This is a genomic window from Marisediminicola sp. UYEF4 (assembly GCF_040546025.1).
Taxonomy (GTDB): domain Bacteria; phylum Actinomycetota; class Actinomycetes; order Actinomycetales; family Microbacteriaceae; genus Marisediminicola.
The window spans coordinates 1-15,924 of record NZ_JBEPNA010000009.1; the positions used below are offsets into that span (position 1 = coordinate 1).

Sequence of the window (15,924 nt, forward strand, 5' to 3'; positions counted from 1 at the left end):
GCGGATCCGGGGTGGTCGTGGGCTCGCGGGGAGCGGGCTCGCGCAGCGCGGCGGGGCCCACGGCTGGAGCTGTCCGCGGCCGGCGTGCTCGTGCTGTCGCTGCCGTCCTTGCTCGATGGGTGCCCGCGGATCGGAGGTGGGAGCGAGTGACGGTTGTCCGCTCGGCGTGACGGTTGATCGAGGACCGTCACGGCAACCGTCACGGCTCAGAGGCCACGTATTCATTGGGATGCGCGGGCGCTCGGTGCGCGTGTGACGGTTGTGACGGTTGTTTCGGGGAACTCTAGCGGTGTGCTCTCCCGTGCCGCCGCGCACGCCAGGCGAACGGCCTCCATGCAACGACTTATGCAACACCGGTGTTGCATCGCGGTGTATCTGGATGCAGCAACCGGCACGCGTTCAGGCGAGAATCGCCCGCCGTTGCTGGGATCGGGGCGGTTCGGCGTGGCTCGATGTTGCAACGGTGGCCGGAGTTCGAGTCCCGCCCTCGCTACACAAGAAGCACCAGCAGGTCCGGCATCCGCCCCTCGGAGCACCGATGCGATCTGGGAGTGTGTTGAGGTCATCCGTGGACACTCCCCGAACGGGGCAATAGTCTATGCATGTGAATAAGATGCCGCGAGAGAATTGCCCGACCTGCCGCGCCCACCTCGAGATTGCCACCGAGGAGCGGCCCTATCACTGGTGCCGCGACTGCGCCGTCGGCTGGTTGGGCTGACCGCGGCCCTCTCGAACCCCGAGAATCTTCAGCGCCAGAGCGCCGCACCGGGTAGCTTAAAAAGCACCTAGACGCGAGCAGTCTCACCGGGAGCACAACATGGGCGTATTGCTGTACGGCAGCCACGGCATGGAGATCGACATCGACGATCGCGCGCTGGCCCATCTGCAGATCGTGATCACGTCGAAGCTGCGGCGCAACGAGCGGTTCCTCTTCAGCTGGACCAATTCGCTCACCGTCGGCAGCGGCCGGAGCAGCGTGTGGATGGACCCGGGCATCCCCCTCTACTTTCGATACTTCCACTCCGGGGCATCCGCGATCAACCGCGCCTGGATCGACGCCCTGATGGAGTCGGCCAACAGCGTCTCTGGCCTGCAGTTCACCTCAGAGCCCGACCGTGAGACAGCTCAGCCCAAGCCCAGGGGTCAGCGCATCACCGGTTAGAAGGCCTCGTCCGTTCGGCGACGTGCAGGAACCACATCGCATTCTCGAGAACCGAGAAGCTGGCCAGCCAGTCGCCGCGCGAATTCTTGACGACGAATCCGTACGCGCGGGTCTCCTCGATCGAGCCGAGGGGCATGTTGTCGAGTGTTGCGTCCCAGCGGCCGGCGGTGGGTTCGCTCCACGTCGGTTCACCAAGTTCAGCTTTCAGCATTTCCAGAGTCAAGCCGGTGATTCTCGAGAACCTCAAGGGGTTGATTTCAGCTGGTTTGGCGACAAACCCGGGTGAGATCGGGAAAAGTGAGCGGCGCGGGCTGCAAGCGGTTACCGTGGAACAGGACTGAGGAGAAGACAAAGGCGATGGGTAAATTGCTGTACGGCAGTTCGAGCATGGAGGTCGAGTTCGACGACCGCGCGCTCATGCACCTGCAGATTGTCATTTCCGCGAAACTCCGGCGGCAGGAATGCTTCGTGTTCTCCTGGCGCGACGCTTTCGATGTCGGTGATGGGCGTAGCAGCATCTGGATGCACTCGAGCATCCCCCTCTACTTCCGCTACTTCGGCAGCCGCATCCCGGCCATCAACCGCGAGTGGATCGAGGCGCTCACTATCTCCGCCAACAGCCCCGGCGGGCTGCACTTCTCAGACGAGCCCGGAGCGAACGCGGCGGCGCACGGGGGTCGCTGAGCCCGTCTCGCGCTACGAGCGGATCATGCGGTGTGGTGTCCGACGCGCGGCACTCCACCCGGCGGCAATGGCCCACACCGGAAGCCACGCGCACAGGGTCATGACGGTCATGATCAGGTGGAATCCGTGGTCAGCCGGATGCCGTCGCGACGAAGCTGCAGTTGTCTCGGGGGGCATCGGGGCGTAGTGGTCGGTCCATCCGCGCCCGTCGAACCAGCGCCTGCGGCCCGAGCCGATGTCGTACCAGCCGGCCGGCGCGGAAGCGACGGCGGCGGGGGTCGTGGCCGTGGTCGACTGCCCCGCGACGGTGATGTTCGACATGACTCCTCCAGCTCGGTTGGCACCAGCGTAGGCACGCCGGTTCTACTCCGACAGTCCCTCAAGCTGGGGCCATCGAGCCTCCGCGACACGCCGGCAATCCCGGCGTAGTGTCGAGAAATGAAATCAGTCGCGGGAAGGGTCGTGCTCGTCACCGGGGCCGCCATGGGAATGGGTCGCCTCTACGCTCAGCGGGCGGTGCTGGAGGGGGCGAAAGCGGTTGTCCTCTGGGACATCGATGTGGATGCCCTCGCCGCGACGACCGCAGAACTCGCCACCCCGGGGGTGAATGTCGTTCCATATGTCGTCGACATCTCCTCGCTGGGGTCCATCGCGGATGCTGCCGGGCGTGTGCGAGCGGAGGTCGGCCACCCCGAGGTGCTCATCAACAACGCCGGGATCGTGCGGTCGGGCTACTTCTGGGACCACCATCCCGAGCGCGACACCGAGCTCACCATGCGGGTCAACGCGATCGCGCCCATGCAGATCGCGGCCGAGTTCCTGCCGGGGATGATCGAGGGGGAGGGCCCTCGCCGCATTCTCAATGTCGCCTCGGCTGCCGGAACCGTCTCGAATCCGAAAATGAGCGTCTATGCGGCGTCGAAATGGGCGGTGATCGGCTGGAGCGACTCGCTTCGTCTTGAGCTGGTGCGAGCCGGTCACGCTCACGTCGGCGTCACGACCCTCGCCCCCAGCTATATCAGCACGGGCATGTTCGATGGCGCCCGGGGGCCGCTTCTGACGCCGATCATGGCACCGGAATACGTCGTCGATCGCGCCTGGTCAGCGATGCTCGCAGCCCGTCCGTTCCTCATGTTGCCCTGGACAGTGAGCTTGGGGCGGGCGCTCAACGGGCTGCTCCCGCAGCGCGCCTTCGACTTTGTTGCCGGCCGTCTCTTCGGCGTCTATCGCTCGATGGACGACTTCACTGGCCGAGTCTCCAAGGAATCTCCAAAAAAATCCTGAAACACTACATGTAGTGGAATGACACGGGTGTCATTAGCGTTATATAGTGGAGATCCAGCACGCGAGGGATTCAACCTCCGCACCTGCTGGAGCCGATCGGGGCGATCGGTAACAGAACTTAGAAGGAGGCCAACATGGACAACGACAACAACGTAGGCGGCTACGAAATCCCCGTCGACCCGATGGACCTCCTGCAGTGCGACAGCTGCCAGTAGGCGACTAAGTCCACCCGGAAGGCCCGGCCATCATGATGATGGCCGGGCCTTCCGCATTCCCCGGCTCGGCTGGTGGCGAGTGCCATTCGTTAGGCTGGCAAGCGTGCCAGTGAACCCAGAACTGCAGGGCCGCGTCTTCGCCCCCACCGATCCGTACCTCGTCGGCCGCGAGAAGGTGCGCGAATTCGCCCGCGCCGTCTTCGCGACCAACCCGATTAACCACGATCCTGCTGCGGCAGTGGCGGCAGGCTACCGCGACATCGTCGCGCCACCGACCTTCGCTGTCGTCGTGCAGGAGTCGACCCTCGCACAGCTGCTCGCCGAGCCGGACGCCGGCATCGACTTCAGCCGCGTCGTGCACGGGGAACAACGGTTCAGCTACTCACGGCCAATCGTGGCGGGAGACGAACTCACCGCGACTCTCTCGGTGACGAGCATCAAGACGCTGGGAGGCAACGCCATGGTGACCGCCGAATCGTCCATCGTCGACGCGACGGGCAGCCACGTCGTCACCGCCTCGTCCACTCTCGTCGTTCGGGGTGACGCGTGAGCGCCCCGGCTGCACCTCGCCTCGAGACGCTCGAGGTCGGGCAGGTCGTAGCCGACGCCGACTACCGCATCAGCCGCGACAGCCTCGTTCGCTACGCGGGGGCATCCGGGGACTTCAACGCCATCCACTACCGCGACGACGTCGCCGAGGCCGTTGGGCTTCCCGGCGTCCTCGCGCACGGCATGCTCACCATGGGCATTGCGGTGCAGTCCGTCGTCGACTGGCTCGGCGACCCCGGGCGCATCGTCGACTACGGTGTTCGCTTCACCCGACCGGTGGTCGTGGATGCGCTCGAGGGGGCTGGCATCGCGGTCGTCGCCAAGGTCGGTGCGCTCGACCCGGATGCAGGGGAGGCGAGGATCGACCTCACCGTCACCGCGCACGGCGGCACGGTACTCGGGAAGGCGCAGGTTCGCGTCAGCCTGAGCTGACTTGCCTGCCACAGATGGATCTTCGAGAACTGACAACCCTGCGCGTGGGCGGGGCGCCCCGCGAGCTGCTGAGCCCGGAAACACCCGACGAACTCGTAAGCGCGAGCCTGGGCGTGTGGGCGAGCGGCGAAGAGTGGATGGCCCTCGGCGGCGGATCCAACATCGTCGTCGGCGATGACGGATTCGACGGCAGCGTCATCCGCGTGCTCACCCGCGGCATCGAGTCGCTGCCGTCGGCACCCGGCACGGCACGGCTCCGCGTGCAGGCCGGCGAGCCGTGGGATGAGCTGGTCAGCTACACCGTCGACCGCGGACTCGCGGGGATCGAGGCGATGGCGGGCATCCCCGGGTCGAGCGGTGCCGGCCCCATCCAGAACATCGGCGCCTATGGGCAGGAGCTCTCCGACACGCTCGTCGCGGTCGAATTCCTCGACCACGAGAGCGGGCGCCTCGAGGTCATCCCGGCAGACCGGCTCGAGCTCGGCTACCGCAGCTCGGTATTCAAGTCGGGACGCCGCGGCGTCGTGCTCTCGATCGAGCTCGAGCTGACGGATACCGAGGGGCTCAGCCGCCCGGTCGCATCACAGCAGCTCGCGACCGCGATCGGCGCTGCCTTCGGCGACCGGATCCCGGTCGGCGTCATCCGCGACGCCGTGCTGGCGCTGCGCCGGGTGAAGGGGATGGTGCTCGATGCGTCCGACCCCGACACCACGAGCGCCGGTTCGTTCTTCACGAATCCGCTCGTCGCGGCATCCTTCGCCAGGACCCTGCCGCCGGATGCCGCCCAGTGGCCGATCGAACCCGACCGGGTGAAGCTGTCGGCGGCCTGGCTGATCGAGCGGGCCGGCATCGGCCGGGGGTTCTCGCTCCCCGGGTCCGGGGCGGCGATCTCGAGCAAGCACACCCTGGCGATCGTGAACACCGGGGCGGCGACGGCATCCGACATCCTCGAGCTGGCCCGATTCGTGCAGGAGCGCGTGCGCAACGAGTTCGGCGTGGCACTTCAGCCGGAGCCGGGCTACATCGGCATGCCGGCCGAGGACTGAGCGGTCAATAGCCGAGGGCGCGCGTGGCTGCGGCGTACTGCTCGCGGGTCACCGGCTGGGCGCTCGCGTCGAAGCGTGTCGTCTGGCCGAGGGCCCATGCGGGCGGCTCGCCAGTATGCACCCAGGCCGCCTGGCGCGCTGCGCCGTCGGCGACGTACTCGCTGGTTGGCGGCACGGTGACCGGCAGAGCGAACACCTCGGGGGCGATCCGCTGCACAGCCGCGTTCCGTGCCCCGCCCCCGATGAGCAGAACCCGCTCGACCGCGACGCCGCGGCTCGCGATCGCGTCGAGCCCGTCGGCGAGCCCGCACAGCATCCCCTCGACCATCGCCCTCGCGAGGTTCGGAGGCGTCGCGTTCGCGAGCGTCAGCCCGTGGATCGATCCTCGCGCGGTCGGGAGGTTCGGTGTGCGCTCCCCCTCGAGGTACGGCAGTAGCACCAGCCCGCCGCTGCCCGGGGCGGCCTCCATCGCCAGCTCCGCGACCCGGTCGTGATCGGCGCCGAGCAGGGTGCCCGCGGCCGCGAGCACCCTGGCCGCGTTGAGGGTCGCGACGAGGGGCAGGAAGAGCCCGGTCGCGTCGGCGAATCCGGCGACCGTGCCCGAGGGGTCCGCTACCGCCGTGTCGGTCACCGCGAAGACCGTGCCGGATGTGCCGATCGAGACTACGACGTCGCCGCGCCCGGCCGCGAGCCCCAGGGCGGCTCCCGCGTTGTCGCCCGCGCCGGGACCGACGAGGATCCCGGCCCGAACGCCCGCAAACGTCGCGGTCTCGCCCGCGGCATCCACCGGTCCGAGCACGCGAGGCACGATCACCTCTCGTCCGAAGGCATGCTCGAGCAGGTCGACGCGGTATTTGCCGGTCGCCGGTGACCAGTACCCGGTACCGCTCGCGTCGGAGCGGTCGGTGACGAGGGCCGAGAAATCGGCATTGCCGGGGCCATAGCCCAATAGGCGCCAGGTCAGGTAGTCGTGGGGCAGGGCCACGGCGACCGTCGCGTCGGCGTTCACCGGCTCGTGATCGCGCAGCCAGCGCAGCTTGGCCACCGTGAATGAGGCCACGGGCAGACTTCCCGTGCCGGTCGCCCAGGCATCGGCGCCCAGCTCAGCCACGAGGTCGTCGGCGGAGGGGGCAGACCGGGTGTCGTTCCAGAGCAGCGCCGGCCGCACGACCTCGCCGGCGGCATTGAGGCAGACACAGCCGTGTTGCTGGCCGCCGATCGAGAGGGCGACGACGCCCTCGAGCCCGCCGGCATCCTGTATCGCGGCAAGCAACGCATCCCACCACTCGGCCGGATCGACCTCGGTACCCGCCGGGTGGCTCGCGCGGCCCTCGCGAACGAGCCGCCCCGTCTCGAGGTCGCGCACCACGACCTTGCAGCTTTGTGTCGACGAATCGATGCCGGCGACGAGTGACATGGGTCCTCCATTGGCTGTCCGGCTTGCAGTATATGGTGTTGGCGGCAACAAACCATGTCCGCTGGCGCGGCCCGCCCGCCCGCCTCTCTACTGGAGCGAGTCGCCCACTTCTGTCGGGTTCGCGGCCTTTGTGGCCGCGGAGGGGACGTATGTGGGCGGTTCGCGGGGTGTGGGTCCACGAGTTGCCAGCCCAAGCGGAGTAGCTGGAGACTGCCAGCGCAGAGGCGGCTCCTACGCGAACAGCCGCTGCAGGCGCTGCACACCTTCGAGCAGGGCCTCGTCGCCCAGGGCGTACGACAGGCGCAGGTAGCCGCTCGGCCCGAACGCCTCGCCGGGAACGACGGCCACCTCGGCCTGCTCGAGGATCAGGTCCGCGAGCTCGAGCGAGCTCGTGGGCGTCACCCCGCCCCACTCGCGCCCCAGCAGACCCGTCACGTCGGGGTAGACGTAGAACGCGCCCTGCGGCATCGGGCAGTTGACCCCGTCGATCTTGTTGAGCTCCGCGACGATGGTCGCGCGGCGCCGGTCGAACGCCTGCCGCATGTCCTCCACCGCATCCTGCGGACCGGTCAGCGCGGCGATCGCCGCACGCTGCGAGATGTTCGACACGTTCGAGGAGAGGTGCGACTGCAGGTTCGCTGCGGCCTTGATTGCGTCGACGGGGCCGACCATCCAGCCGAGTCGCCAGCCGGTCATCGCATAGGTCTTGGCGACGCCGTTCACGAGGATCGTGGTGTCGGCGAGGGCAGGAACGGCCTCGACGACACCGACCGCACGGATGCCGTCGTAGACGAGGTTCTGGTAGATCTCGTCGCTGATGACCCAGATGCCGTGCTCGAGCGCCCACTCGCCAATGGCGCGGGTCTGCTCGGCCGAGTAGACCGACCCGGTCGGGTTGGACGGCGAGACGAAGAGGAGAACCTTGCTGCGCGGGGTGCGGGCGGCCTCGAGCTGCTCGACCGTGGCGAGGTAGTTCTGCTCCACGCCGGCGAAGACCTCGACCGGCACTCCGCCGGCCAGGCGGATCGCCTCGGGGTAGGTCGTCCAATACGGGGAGGGCAGGATGACCTCGTCGCCCGGGTCGATGAGTGTGGCGAAGGCCTGGTAGACGGCCTGCTTGCCGCCGTTCGTGACGACCACCTGGTTGGCGGTCACCGTCCAGCCGCTGTCGCGCGCGGTCTTCGCCGCGATTGCCTCGCGCAGCTCCGGCAGGCCGGCCGCCGGGGTGTAGCGGTGGTTCTTCGGATCGAGGACGGCGGCGGATGCTGCCTCGACGATGTTCGCCGGCGTCGGGAAGTCCGGCTCGCCCGCGGCGTAGCTGATGACCGGGCGCCCGGCCGCTTGCAGCGCCTTCGCTTTCGAGTCGACTTTGAGGGTCGCGGATTCCGCGATCGAGGAAATGCGCAACGAGATACGAGGGAGAGGAGTGGCCACGATCCCCAGCTTAACGAACCAAGCCTGTGGTGTGCAGTGCCGCGCAGCGTGGGCTGGCTTTACACCCCCGGACACCTGACCTAGACTGGGAGAGGTAGTGGAAATCTGCCATGCTTTTGCGTGCCCGTTTGTAGCCAACAATTCGGATGCCGATCGACAGGTCGTGAGTATGGGATTTCTCCTCCGAAGGGCGGTGGCTCAATTGGTAGAGCAGCGGTCTCCAAAACCGCAGGTTGCAGGTTCAAGTCCTGTCCGCCCTGCAGCTCGATTCGTGCGGGACCGCACGAACCAGCGAGTTGCCTGATCCTTAGCGGGTCGGGCGACCGGTATCCGGAAGGTAGTAACAGTGGCGAAGAACGTGACCGACGAGTCCAGTGAGGACGTCGTCGCCAACGCCAGGAAGGAGCGCGCCGGAAGGCGCGGTCCATTTGGTCGCATCGCCCTGTTCATCCGACAGGTCATCAACGAACTCAAGAAGGTCGTCACCCCGACCCGCAAGGAACTGTTCAGCTACACGGGCGTCGTGCTGGCGTTCGTCGTCATCATGATGTCGCTCGTGGCCGGATTCGACTTCCTGTTCGCGCTCGGTGTGGCATATGTCTTCGGTGACGGGCCCGCCCAGTAGTTCCCCCGGCCGCGCGAGTGGCCGACTCCCCGGGATGCCCCGGAAATCGTGACGGCGCGCGGAACCGCAAGGCTCGCGCGCAGACCCGCAACAACAACGGAAATGGAATCCAGTGTCTGACACAGAACGCGACGATATCGACCTCGCGACTGCCGCCGAGCAGTCTTCCGAGGTGGAAGAGGCTCAAGAGGGCAACTCCCTCGACGAGGCCGAGTCGTCGGTGGAGCCCGCCGAGCACACCGCGATGCACGTCGAGAACGACGTCGAGTCCGACCTCAACGCGGCACTCGACGCGATCGAGACAGCTGTCGACCCCGAGGCGGACGAGGTTGTCGACGACGCCCTCGACATCGACTCGATCGAGGAGGCCGACGCATCCGTCGCCGCTGTCGACGACGAGGCCGAGGTCGAAGCCGAGCTGGAGGAGGAGGCCGAGGTCGACCCCTACGAGGCCTTCCGCGCCGAGTTGAAGTTCGCGCCGGGCAAGTGGTACGTCATCCACTCCTACGCCGGGTTCGAGAAGCGCGTCAAGCAGAACATCGAGAACCGCAAGGTGAGCATGTCGATGGAGGACTATGTCTTCCAGGTCGAGGTGCCGATGGAGGACGTCGTCGAGATCAAGAACGGCCAGCGCAAGCTCGTCAACCGCGTGCGGATCCCCGGCTATGTGCTCGTCCGCATGGACCTCAACGAGGACTCCTGGTCGGTCGTGCGCCACACGCCCGGGGTCACCGGCTTCGTCGGCAACTCGCACAACCCCACCCCGCTTCGCTTCGAAGAGGCGTTCTCGATGCTCAAGAGCCTCGTGCAGATTATCGAAGCGCCCGCGAAGGCCGGAGCGAAGGGTGGCAAGACCACCGCGCGCTCGATCCCGCAGGAAGTCGACTTCGAGGTCGGCGAGACCATCACGATCAAGGAGGGCTCGTTCGCGGGTCTTCCCGGTTCGATCAGCGAGATCAAGCCGGAGAGCGGCAAGCTCACCGTGCTCGTGTCGCTCTTCGAGCGCGAGACCCCGGTTGAGCTCAGCTTCGAGCAGGTGACTAAGCTCTAACGCGATACACAGACCACCGCAACCGGACCTACCGGGCAGCGGGAGAGCATCCGGGACACGGATGCTCGAAAACGAAAGAGAGAAACAATGGCATCGAGAAAGAAAGTCACCGGTCTGATCAAGCTTCAGATCAAGGCTGGCGCCGCCAACCCCGCACCGCCCATCGGGCCGGCGCTGGGACAGCACGGCGTCAACATCATGGAGTTCTGCAAGGCGTACAACGCGGCGACCGAGGCCCAGCGCGGCAATGTCATCCCCGTCGAGATCACGGTCTACGAGGACCGCTCGTTCACGTTCATCCTGAAGACCCCGCCGGCAGCCGAGCTCATCAAGAAGGCCGCCGGAGTGGCCAAGGGATCCGGCACCCCGCACACCGTCAAGGTTGCGAAGCTCACCAAGGATCAGGTTCGCGAGATCGCCGAGGTCAAGATGGCCGACCTCAACGCAAACGACATTGAAGCAGCTTCGAAGATCATCGCCGGCACCGCCCGCTCGATGGGGATCACGGTGGACGCATAATGGCTACGAAATCCAAGGCCTACCGCGCCGCAGCAGAGAAGATCGAAGAAGGACGTTTCTACACGCCTTCTGAGGCCGTCGCGGTCGCCCGCGAAACTGGCTCCGCCAAGTTCAACTCGACCGTCGAGGTCGCGCTCAAGCTCGGGGTCGACCCGCGCAAGGCCGACCAGATGGTTCGCGGAACCGTCAACCTTCCCCACGGAACCGGCAAGACCGCCCGCGTCATCGTGTTCGCGACTGGACCGGCCGCTGAGGCAGCTCTCGCCGCCGGCGCCGACGAGGTCGGTGGCGACGAGCTCATCGAGAAGGTCGCCGCCGGGTACACCTCCTTCGACTCCGCCGTCTCGACGCCGGAGCTCATGGGCAAGGTCGGTCGTCTCGGTAAGGTCCTGGGGCCCCGCGGCCTCATGCCGAACCCGAAGACCGGCACCGTGACCCCGGATCCGGCCAGGGCCGTGACCGAGATCAAGGGTGGAAAGATCGAGTTCCGCGTCGACAAGCACAGCAACGTGCACTTCATCGTCGGCAAGTCCGGTTTCGACCAGGTGCAGCTCGAAGAGAACATCAAGGCCGCGCTCGACGAGATCTCGCGGGCCAAGCCCTCAAGCTCGAAGGGCCGTTACATCCAGAAGGGCACGGTGTCGACCACGTTCGGCCCCGGCATCCCGCTGGATGTCAACGTTCTGTAGCTGGAAGCATTCGCTCAGCACGAGCGACACGAGAAGGGGCCCACGCGCGTGGGCCCCTTCTTCGTTTTCCTGCCGCAGACATTAGGGGCGAGAGCCCCCGGTGCGACAGAATCGACTATGCCCACGACCGCCCCAGCCAACGAGGGCGTGGTGGTGCGCCAGGCCAGGCCAGCGGATGCCGTGGCACTGCACGAGCTCGCCGCGGCCACGTTCCCCCTCGCCTGCCCGCCCGGAACGCTGCGGCGCGACATGGACGCCTTCGTGGCCACCCACCTCTCCCGCGAGAAGATGACGGGCTACCTCGCCGACCCGCACCGCGAGCTGCTGCTCGCCGAGGTCGACGGCATCGCCGCCGGGTACACGATGCTGATCTTCGGCGAGCCGGCGGACCCCGACGTGTCGGCGGTGATCACGGTTCGCCCGACGGTCGAACTCAGCAAGCTCTACGTGCACACCGGGCACCACGGCAGCGGCATCGCCGCGCGATTGGTCGAGGCCTCGCTCCGGCGCGCCCTTCGGCGCGGGGCGCGCGGCATCTGGCTCGGCGTCAACCAGCTCAACGAGCGGGCGAACGCGTTCTATGACAAGAGCGGATTCGCTCTTGTGGGAACCAAGCGCTTCCTCGTCGGCACTCGCTGGGAGGACGACTTCGTGCGCGAGCTCCGATTCGAGTCCTGGCCTACGCCTCGCCGACCCTGAGCACGATCTTGCCGCGAGTGCGGCCGGACTCGAGTTTGGTGTGGGCCGCGGCCGCCTCGCCGAGATCGAAGACGTCGTCGAGGTGCACCCGGATGTCGCCGGATTCGAGGAGACGCGCGATGATCGCGAGGGTCGCCCCGTCGGGCGCAACCTTGTAGTCCGTCGCCCGGATGCCCGCGGCGGCAGCATCCGCCCGCATCGTCGGCCAGCTGCCGGACGGGGCGTTCACGAGCAGGCCGCCGCGGCGCAGCGTCGCCAGCGACCGGGTGCCGGTGTCGTCGTGCACGTTGCCGATGAGGTCGATAACGGTGTCGACCTTGTCGAGCCCCTCCTCGAACCGCGAGGCCGTGTAGTCGACGACCTGGCTCGCGCCGAGCTCGCCGAGCCAGCCGAGGTTGCGCGTCGAACCCGTCGCAATGACGTGGGCGCCGAAGTACCGAGCAAACTGCACGGCGAAGTGGCCGACCCCGCCGGCGCCGGCGTGGATGAGCATCCGCTGGCCCTCGTGCGCCTTCGCAACATCGACGACCATGCCCCACGCGGTGAGGGCGGCGAGGGGGACCCCAGCCGCCTCGACATGGGACAGGCTCGCCGGCTTGCGCGTCACGCTGAGCGACGAGACGGCCACGTACTCGGCGTAGCTCCCGGCGGACCGCGGAAAGCTCGTCATGCCGAACACCTCCATGCCGGGCTGGAGGGCGTGGGCCTCGAACGGGCTCTCGACGACCACGCCACTGAAGTCGCGGCCGAGCACCGCGGGGTATGCGCCGATCGCCTGGGCGACCCCGCCGCCGGAGCGGGTCTTCGCGTCGATCGGATTGATGCCGGCGGCCAGCACGCGAATGAGCACCTCGGAGTTAACCCGCAGCGGGATCGGCACCTCCGATCCGACCAACTCCAGCGGTGTGCCGGTCCTGTGGATCACCATGGCTCGCATCGTGGTCATTCGAATGGCCTCCTCGCCTGGGGAACACCAGTCAACCCGGCCCGTGAGTCGAGGCTGTTACAGCGGTGTCAATTGGATGCAAACTCTGCGCACTTCGCTAGTATCCGAGGCAGAGCCGAGAGTGCTCCCCGACAGCATTGGAGCACCGTGACCTACCTGTTCGCCGCCTTCCGGCTCGCTGCCGCAATCGCCGGGGCAACCGCCGTGATCGCGACCTTTGCCTACACGGCGGAGAAGGGCCCGATCAACCCGTTCAACTTCTTCGGGTTCTTCACCCTGCAGAGCAACATCTTCTCCGTTCTCGTGCTCGGTACCGCGGCGATCGTCGGCCTCGCCGGCCACGTGCAGTCGAGGGCGCTCGAGGTGGCCCGCGGGTGCGTCGCGACGTACATGATCATCGTCGGCGTGGTCTACAATACCCTTCTGACCGGCCTCGACGGCGGTGTGTTGCTGCCCTGGGCCAACGACATCCTGCACATCTGGATCCCCCTCTACCTCGCTGCCGACTGGATCCTGTTCGGAGACAGGTCCCCTCTGGCATGGAAGTACTTTCCCGCAGTGCTCGCCTACCCCGTGGTGTGGCTTACCGTCGTGCTGATCCGGGGCGCCACCGACGGCTGGGTGCCGTACCCGTTCCTCAGCCCCGCGACAGGCTACGGCTCGGTCGCGATCTACGCCATCGTCATCGCGATCGCCTTCGCGCTCGTCGGTGCGCTCGTCTGGGCGCTCAGCCGGGTGCGGGTCCTCACGCCGCTCGCGCCGGCTGGTCGCGGTCAGCGCTGACACGCGAGCACGTCGAGCACCTGGTTCGCCAACTGCACGAGCGAGTGGATCTCGTTCTCGTCCCGTTCGATCCAGCGGCACTCCGGCGTGATGTTCACCGGGACGAAGTCGAGGTGCTGCTCCCAGACGAGCAGGGTGCGCTCGGCGCCCAGCACGTACTGCTGCCACCAGATCTGGCGCAGGTACGACCGCGGGATCGACTGCCAGGCCGACTTCGTGGTCTTGATCTCGGCGAGCACGAGGTCGCCCGCGGAGGAACGGCCGAGTCCGTCCGGCGTCGCCAGGTGCTGTCTCTCGCCGTTGGCGTGGAACAGCCCGTCGCTCGGTGAGATGCCGAACTCGCCGTTCACCCAGCGGGCGATCTCGGGCTCGCGGGCCCGGCCGTGGTCAGTGTAGGCGTTGCCGCCGAAACCCGACCCGTGCACCTTCTCGAGGGCGATCGCCTGCACGGAGCGGATGCCGGACAGCCGGGCGGCATCCGTCGCCGTGATCCCCTTGCTCCTCGCCCGCAGCCACGCGACGCGGTCGCTCGACCTGGCCACGAGCCGGTCCCGATGGTCGGGGGGCGGCTCGTCCCAGAGGGAGAGCATGGGCTGCACGAACGTCACCTCGCCATTCTCCCCGACGACGACCCCGAGCCGGTGCGGACACTACCGGGAATATGTGCGCAGAACTATGCGTTTGCATGGATACAATCAAGTACGGAGGCACAGACAATGAGTGTGAACACATCGGGGCTGCATCACGTGACGGCGATCGCCGGCGAGCCGCAGCGCAATATCGACTTCTACGTGACCGGGCTCGGGCTTCGACTCGTGAAGAAGACCGTGAACTTCGACGACCCGGGGACATATCACCTCTACTACGGTGACACCGCGGGGCGCCCGGGATCGCTCATCACGTTTTTCCCGTGGGTCGGAGTGCCCGACGGCCGGGTCGGCCGCGGCCAGTCGACCTCGACGGCGTTCTCGGTTCCGGCGGGAACCCTCGGCTGGTGGAAGGAGCACTTCTCGGCCCTCGGCGTCGAGTCGTCCGTGACCTCCGAATCAGGCGACGAGGAGCGTCTGTCACTGCGGGACCCGGACGGCCTGCAGATTGACCTTGTCGCCTCCTCGGTCGCCGACCCGCGCGACCCCTGGGATTCCGCCTCGGTACCCGCCGACTACGCGGTGCGCGGGCAGCACTCCTCGGTGCTCACCGTCGCCGACCCCGTGAAAACCGTGGGCCTTATGACCGACGATCTCGGGCTGCGCATCGTGAGCGAGCGCGGAAACCGCACGAGGCTCGAGGCCGGTGACGGCGGAGCCGGCAACATTGTCGACGTCATCGCCGACCCGACCGGTCCGCAGGGGCTGTCGGCGGGAGGCACCGTGCACCACATCGCGTTCCGGGTCCCCGACCAGGCGACGCAGGAGTTGTGGCGGCGCGAGCTCGTCGACCGCGGCCACCAGGTCACGGCGATTCTCGACCGCCAGTACTTCACTTCCATCTACTTTCGCGAGCCGGGCGGTGTGCTCTTCGAGATCGCGACGGACACCCCCGGGTTCGACATCGACGAACCGTTGCTTGAGCTCGGCCGCTCGCTCAAGCTTCCGCCGTGGCTCGAGCCGAGCCGCGACGCGATCGAGAATGCCGTCGCGAGAATCGAGTTGCCCGCCGAGAACAATCCGCAGCTCGAGGGGCGCACCCGATGACCGCCCCGGCGCCGGCATGGCCGCACCTGTACCGCGAGGGGTCACCCGATTCGCCGGTGCTGCTGATGCTTCATGGCACGGGAGGGAACGAGCATGACTTCGCCGCGTTCGCGGACTCACTCGACCCCTCGGCCGCGGTGCTCGCGCCGCGCGGGCCGGTGCAGGAGAACGGGATGCTGCGCTGGTTCCGCCGGTTCGCCGAAGGCCAGTTCGACGTCGACGACGTCGTGCGCCGGTCGGGCGAGCTCGCCGGGTTCATTGCCGAGGCTCGAGCCTCGTATGGGCTCGCCAGCCGCCGGCTCATCGCCGTCGGCTTCTCGAACGGCGCGAACATGGCACTCGCCACGACCCTGCTCCATCCGGAGTCCATCGACCGGGCCATCGCCTTCTCGGGCATGAATCCGCTCCCCGGCCGAGAGGTCCACACCGACCTCTCGGGGCGCAGCGTGCTCGTGGTGAGCGGCGACTCCGATCCGATGGCGCCCCTTGACAGCGCGAAGCGTGTCGTCGCCGTCCTCGCCGAGCGCGGCGCCGAAGTGGACCACGTGGTGCGCGCCGGCGGCCACGGCATCGGCGAGTCCGACCTGCGGGCGGCGCTGGACTGGCTCGCGGCACCCCGACATTCGGCCGTGCTGCCGCACAGCGTGCACCGGGCGCACTCATAGGTTTCTCCTAGCACACACGGGATAGTAGGA

20 protein-coding genes and 1 tRNA gene are annotated in these 15,924 nt (G+C 67.4%); 15 read left to right on the forward strand and 6 right to left on the reverse strand.

What is annotated here, in order from left to right; genetic code table 11:
* The first annotated feature begins 817 nt into the window (after nt 1-817).
* A complete protein-coding gene (locus tag ABIB15_RS09565) occupies nt 818-1,162 on the forward strand; it encodes a DUF7882 family protein (RefSeq protein ID WP_354477492.1) in 345 nt (114 codons plus the stop codon).
* Here the strand turns inward: ABIB15_RS09565 and ABIB15_RS09570 are convergent.
* Nucleotides 1,152-1,373, reverse strand: a complete 222-nt coding sequence (locus ABIB15_RS09570; RefSeq protein WP_354477495.1) for a hypothetical protein — start codon at nt 1,371-1,373, stop codon at nt 1,152-1,154. The two genes, ABIB15_RS09565 and ABIB15_RS09570, sit on opposite strands and share 11 nt — an antisense overlap.
* Nucleotides 1,374-1,519: 146 nt before the next feature.
* Here ABIB15_RS09570 and ABIB15_RS09575 point away from each other — a divergent pair, with 146 nt between their 5' ends.
* On the forward strand, nt 1,520-1,846 hold the full coding sequence (locus ABIB15_RS09575) for a DUF7882 family protein (protein WP_354477498.1): 327 nt from the start codon (nt 1,520-1,522) through the stop codon (nt 1,844-1,846).
* A gap of 12 nt (nt 1,847-1,858) precedes the next feature.
* Here the strand turns inward: ABIB15_RS09575 and ABIB15_RS09580 are convergent, their stop codons facing one another.
* Nucleotides 1,859-2,167 (reverse strand): DUF2510 domain-containing protein, encoded by a 309-nt coding sequence (locus ABIB15_RS09580; RefSeq protein WP_354477501.1) that lies wholly within the window; start codon nt 2,165-2,167, stop codon nt 1,859-1,861.
* 117 nt (nt 2,168-2,284) lie between these two features.
* On the opposite strand from ABIB15_RS09580, the gene ABIB15_RS09585 reads away from it, so the two are divergent.
* The 4 genes from ABIB15_RS09585 (at nt 2,285) to ABIB15_RS09600 (ending at nt 5,372) form a co-directional block, all read left to right on the forward strand.
* Nucleotides 2,285-3,130 carry an SDR family NAD(P)-dependent oxidoreductase gene (locus tag ABIB15_RS09585; protein ID WP_354477504.1) on the forward strand — a complete coding sequence of 282 codons (846 nt, stop codon included), beginning with the start codon at nt 2,285-2,287 and terminating at the stop codon, nt 3,128-3,130.
* Between the two features lie 318 nt (nt 3,131-3,448).
* Nucleotides 3,449-3,895 carry an FAS1-like dehydratase domain-containing protein gene (locus tag ABIB15_RS09590; protein ID WP_354477507.1) on the forward strand — a complete coding sequence of 149 codons (447 nt, stop codon included), beginning with the start codon at nt 3,449-3,451 and terminating at the stop codon, nt 3,893-3,895.
* The gene (locus ABIB15_RS09595; protein WP_354477510.1) at nt 3,892-4,326 is read left to right on the forward strand and encodes a MaoC/PaaZ C-terminal domain-containing protein; all 435 of its coding nucleotides are present in this window, start codon (nt 3,892-3,894) and stop codon (nt 4,324-4,326) included. Before ABIB15_RS09590 ends, ABIB15_RS09595 begins: the two co-directional genes overlap by 4 nt.
* Nucleotides 4,323-5,372: a UDP-N-acetylmuramate dehydrogenase gene (locus ABIB15_RS09600; protein WP_354477775.1), complete on the forward strand. Its 1,050-nt coding sequence runs from the start codon at nt 4,323-4,325 to the stop codon at nt 5,370-5,372. Before ABIB15_RS09595 ends, ABIB15_RS09600 begins: the two co-directional genes overlap by 4 nt.
* A gap of 4 nt (nt 5,373-5,376) precedes the next feature.
* Here ABIB15_RS09600 and xylB read toward each other — a convergent pair whose 3' ends face one another.
* The gene (gene xylB / locus ABIB15_RS09605; RefSeq protein ID WP_354477513.1) at nt 5,377-6,789 is read right to left on the reverse strand and encodes a xylulokinase; all 1,413 of its coding nucleotides are present in this window, start codon (nt 6,787-6,789) and stop codon (nt 5,377-5,379) included.
* A 231-nt stretch (nt 6,790-7,020) separates the two neighbouring features.
* Nucleotides 7,021-8,223, reverse strand: coding sequence for a pyridoxal phosphate-dependent aminotransferase (locus tag ABIB15_RS09610; protein ID WP_354477516.1), 1,203 nt, complete (start codon nt 8,221-8,223; stop codon nt 7,021-7,023).
* A 187-nt stretch (nt 8,224-8,410) separates the two neighbouring features.
* On the opposite strand from ABIB15_RS09610, the gene ABIB15_RS09615 reads away from it, so the two are divergent.
* The 6 genes from ABIB15_RS09615 to ABIB15_RS09640 all read left to right on the forward strand — a co-directional run bounded on the left by ABIB15_RS09615 (nt 8,411) and on the right by ABIB15_RS09640 (nt 11,806).
* A tRNA-Trp gene (locus ABIB15_RS09615) sits at nt 8,411-8,483 on the forward strand.
* 86 nt (nt 8,484-8,569) lie between these two features.
* A complete protein-coding gene (gene secE / locus ABIB15_RS09620; protein ID WP_354477519.1) occupies nt 8,570-8,848 on the forward strand; it encodes a preprotein translocase subunit SecE in 279 nt (92 codons plus the stop codon).
* Nucleotides 8,849-8,960: 112 nt separating this feature from the next.
* Nucleotides 8,961-9,899, forward strand: coding sequence for a transcription termination/antitermination protein NusG (gene nusG / locus ABIB15_RS09625; protein WP_354477522.1), 939 nt, complete (start codon nt 8,961-8,963; stop codon nt 9,897-9,899).
* 87 nt (nt 9,900-9,986) lie between these two features.
* Nucleotides 9,987-10,418: a 50S ribosomal protein L11 gene (rplK, locus tag ABIB15_RS09630; protein WP_354477525.1), complete on the forward strand. Its 432-nt coding sequence runs from the start codon at nt 9,987-9,989 to the stop codon at nt 10,416-10,418.
* The gene (gene rplA, locus ABIB15_RS09635; RefSeq protein WP_354477528.1) at nt 10,418-11,107 is read left to right on the forward strand and encodes a 50S ribosomal protein L1; all 690 of its coding nucleotides are present in this window, start codon (nt 10,418-10,420) and stop codon (nt 11,105-11,107) included. The genes rplK and rplA overlap by 1 nt, the downstream gene beginning before the upstream one ends.
* A 117-nt stretch (nt 11,108-11,224) precedes the next feature.
* Nucleotides 11,225-11,806: a GNAT family N-acetyltransferase gene (locus ABIB15_RS09640; RefSeq protein WP_354477531.1), complete on the forward strand. Its 582-nt coding sequence runs from the start codon at nt 11,225-11,227 to the stop codon at nt 11,804-11,806.
* Here the strand turns inward: ABIB15_RS09640 and ABIB15_RS09645 are convergent.
* On the reverse strand, nt 11,787-12,752 hold the full coding sequence (locus tag ABIB15_RS09645; RefSeq protein ID WP_502908938.1) for an NADP-dependent oxidoreductase: 966 nt from the start codon (nt 12,750-12,752) through the stop codon (nt 11,787-11,789). The two genes, ABIB15_RS09640 and ABIB15_RS09645, sit on opposite strands and share 20 nt — an antisense overlap.
* A gap of 147 nt (nt 12,753-12,899) precedes the next feature.
* Here ABIB15_RS09645 and ABIB15_RS09650 point away from each other — a divergent pair, with 147 nt between their 5' ends.
* On the forward strand, nt 12,900-13,535 hold the full coding sequence (locus ABIB15_RS09650; RefSeq protein ID WP_354477534.1) for a Pr6Pr family membrane protein: 636 nt from the start codon (nt 12,900-12,902) through the stop codon (nt 13,533-13,535).
* Here ABIB15_RS09650 and ABIB15_RS09655 read toward each other — a convergent pair.
* Entirely contained in the window at nt 13,526-14,143 is a 618-nt protein-coding gene (locus ABIB15_RS09655) for a YqaJ viral recombinase family protein (RefSeq protein ID WP_502908939.1), read from the reverse strand. The two genes, ABIB15_RS09650 and ABIB15_RS09655, sit on opposite strands and share 10 nt — an antisense overlap.
* Nucleotides 14,144-14,251: 108 nt before the next feature.
* Here ABIB15_RS09655 and ABIB15_RS09660 point away from each other — a divergent pair, with 108 nt between their 5' ends.
* Nucleotides 14,252-15,229, forward strand: a complete 978-nt coding sequence (locus ABIB15_RS09660; RefSeq protein ID WP_354477537.1) for a ring-cleaving dioxygenase — start codon at nt 14,252-14,254, stop codon at nt 15,227-15,229.
* Nucleotides 15,226-15,894 (forward strand): alpha/beta hydrolase, encoded by a 669-nt coding sequence (locus ABIB15_RS09665; protein ID WP_354477539.1) that lies wholly within the window; start codon nt 15,226-15,228, stop codon nt 15,892-15,894. The genes ABIB15_RS09660 and ABIB15_RS09665 overlap by 4 nt, the downstream gene beginning before the upstream one ends.
* The last annotated feature ends 30 nt before the right edge of the window (nt 15,895-15,924 follow it).

Coding starts and splice junctions, on each gene's coding strand:
- ABIB15_RS09665 (WP_354477539.1), top strand. CDS start 15,226: ATGACCGCCCCGGCGCCGGCATGGCCGCACCTGTACCGCGAGGGGTCA.
- xylB (WP_354477513.1), bottom strand. CDS start 6,789: ATGTCACTCGTCGCCGGCATCGATTCGTCGACACAAAGCTGCAAGGTC.
- ABIB15_RS09640 (WP_354477531.1), top strand. CDS start 11,225: ATGCCCACGACCGCCCCAGCCAACGAGGGCGTGGTGGTGCGCCAGGCC.
- ABIB15_RS09645 (WP_502908938.1), bottom strand. CDS start 12,752: ATGACCACGATGCGAGCCATGGTGATCCACAGGACCGGCACACCGCTG.
- ABIB15_RS09580 (WP_354477501.1), bottom strand. CDS start 2,167: ATGTCGAACATCACCGTCGCGGGGCAGTCGACCACGGCCACGACCCCC.
- rplA (WP_354477528.1), top strand. CDS start 10,418: ATGGCTACGAAATCCAAGGCCTACCGCGCCGCAGCAGAGAAGATCGAA.
- ABIB15_RS09565 (WP_354477492.1), top strand. CDS start 818: ATGGGCGTATTGCTGTACGGCAGCCACGGCATGGAGATCGACATCGAC.
- ABIB15_RS09585 (WP_354477504.1), top strand. CDS start 2,285: ATGAAATCAGTCGCGGGAAGGGTCGTGCTCGTCACCGGGGCCGCCATG.
- rplK (WP_354477525.1), top strand. CDS start 9,987: ATGGCATCGAGAAAGAAAGTCACCGGTCTGATCAAGCTTCAGATCAAG.
- ABIB15_RS09570 (WP_354477495.1), bottom strand. CDS start 1,373: ATGCTGAAAGCTGAACTTGGTGAACCGACGTGGAGCGAACCCACCGCC.
- ABIB15_RS09575 (WP_354477498.1), top strand. CDS start 1,520: ATGGGTAAATTGCTGTACGGCAGTTCGAGCATGGAGGTCGAGTTCGAC.
- ABIB15_RS09660 (WP_354477537.1), top strand. CDS start 14,252: ATGAGTGTGAACACATCGGGGCTGCATCACGTGACGGCGATCGCCGGC.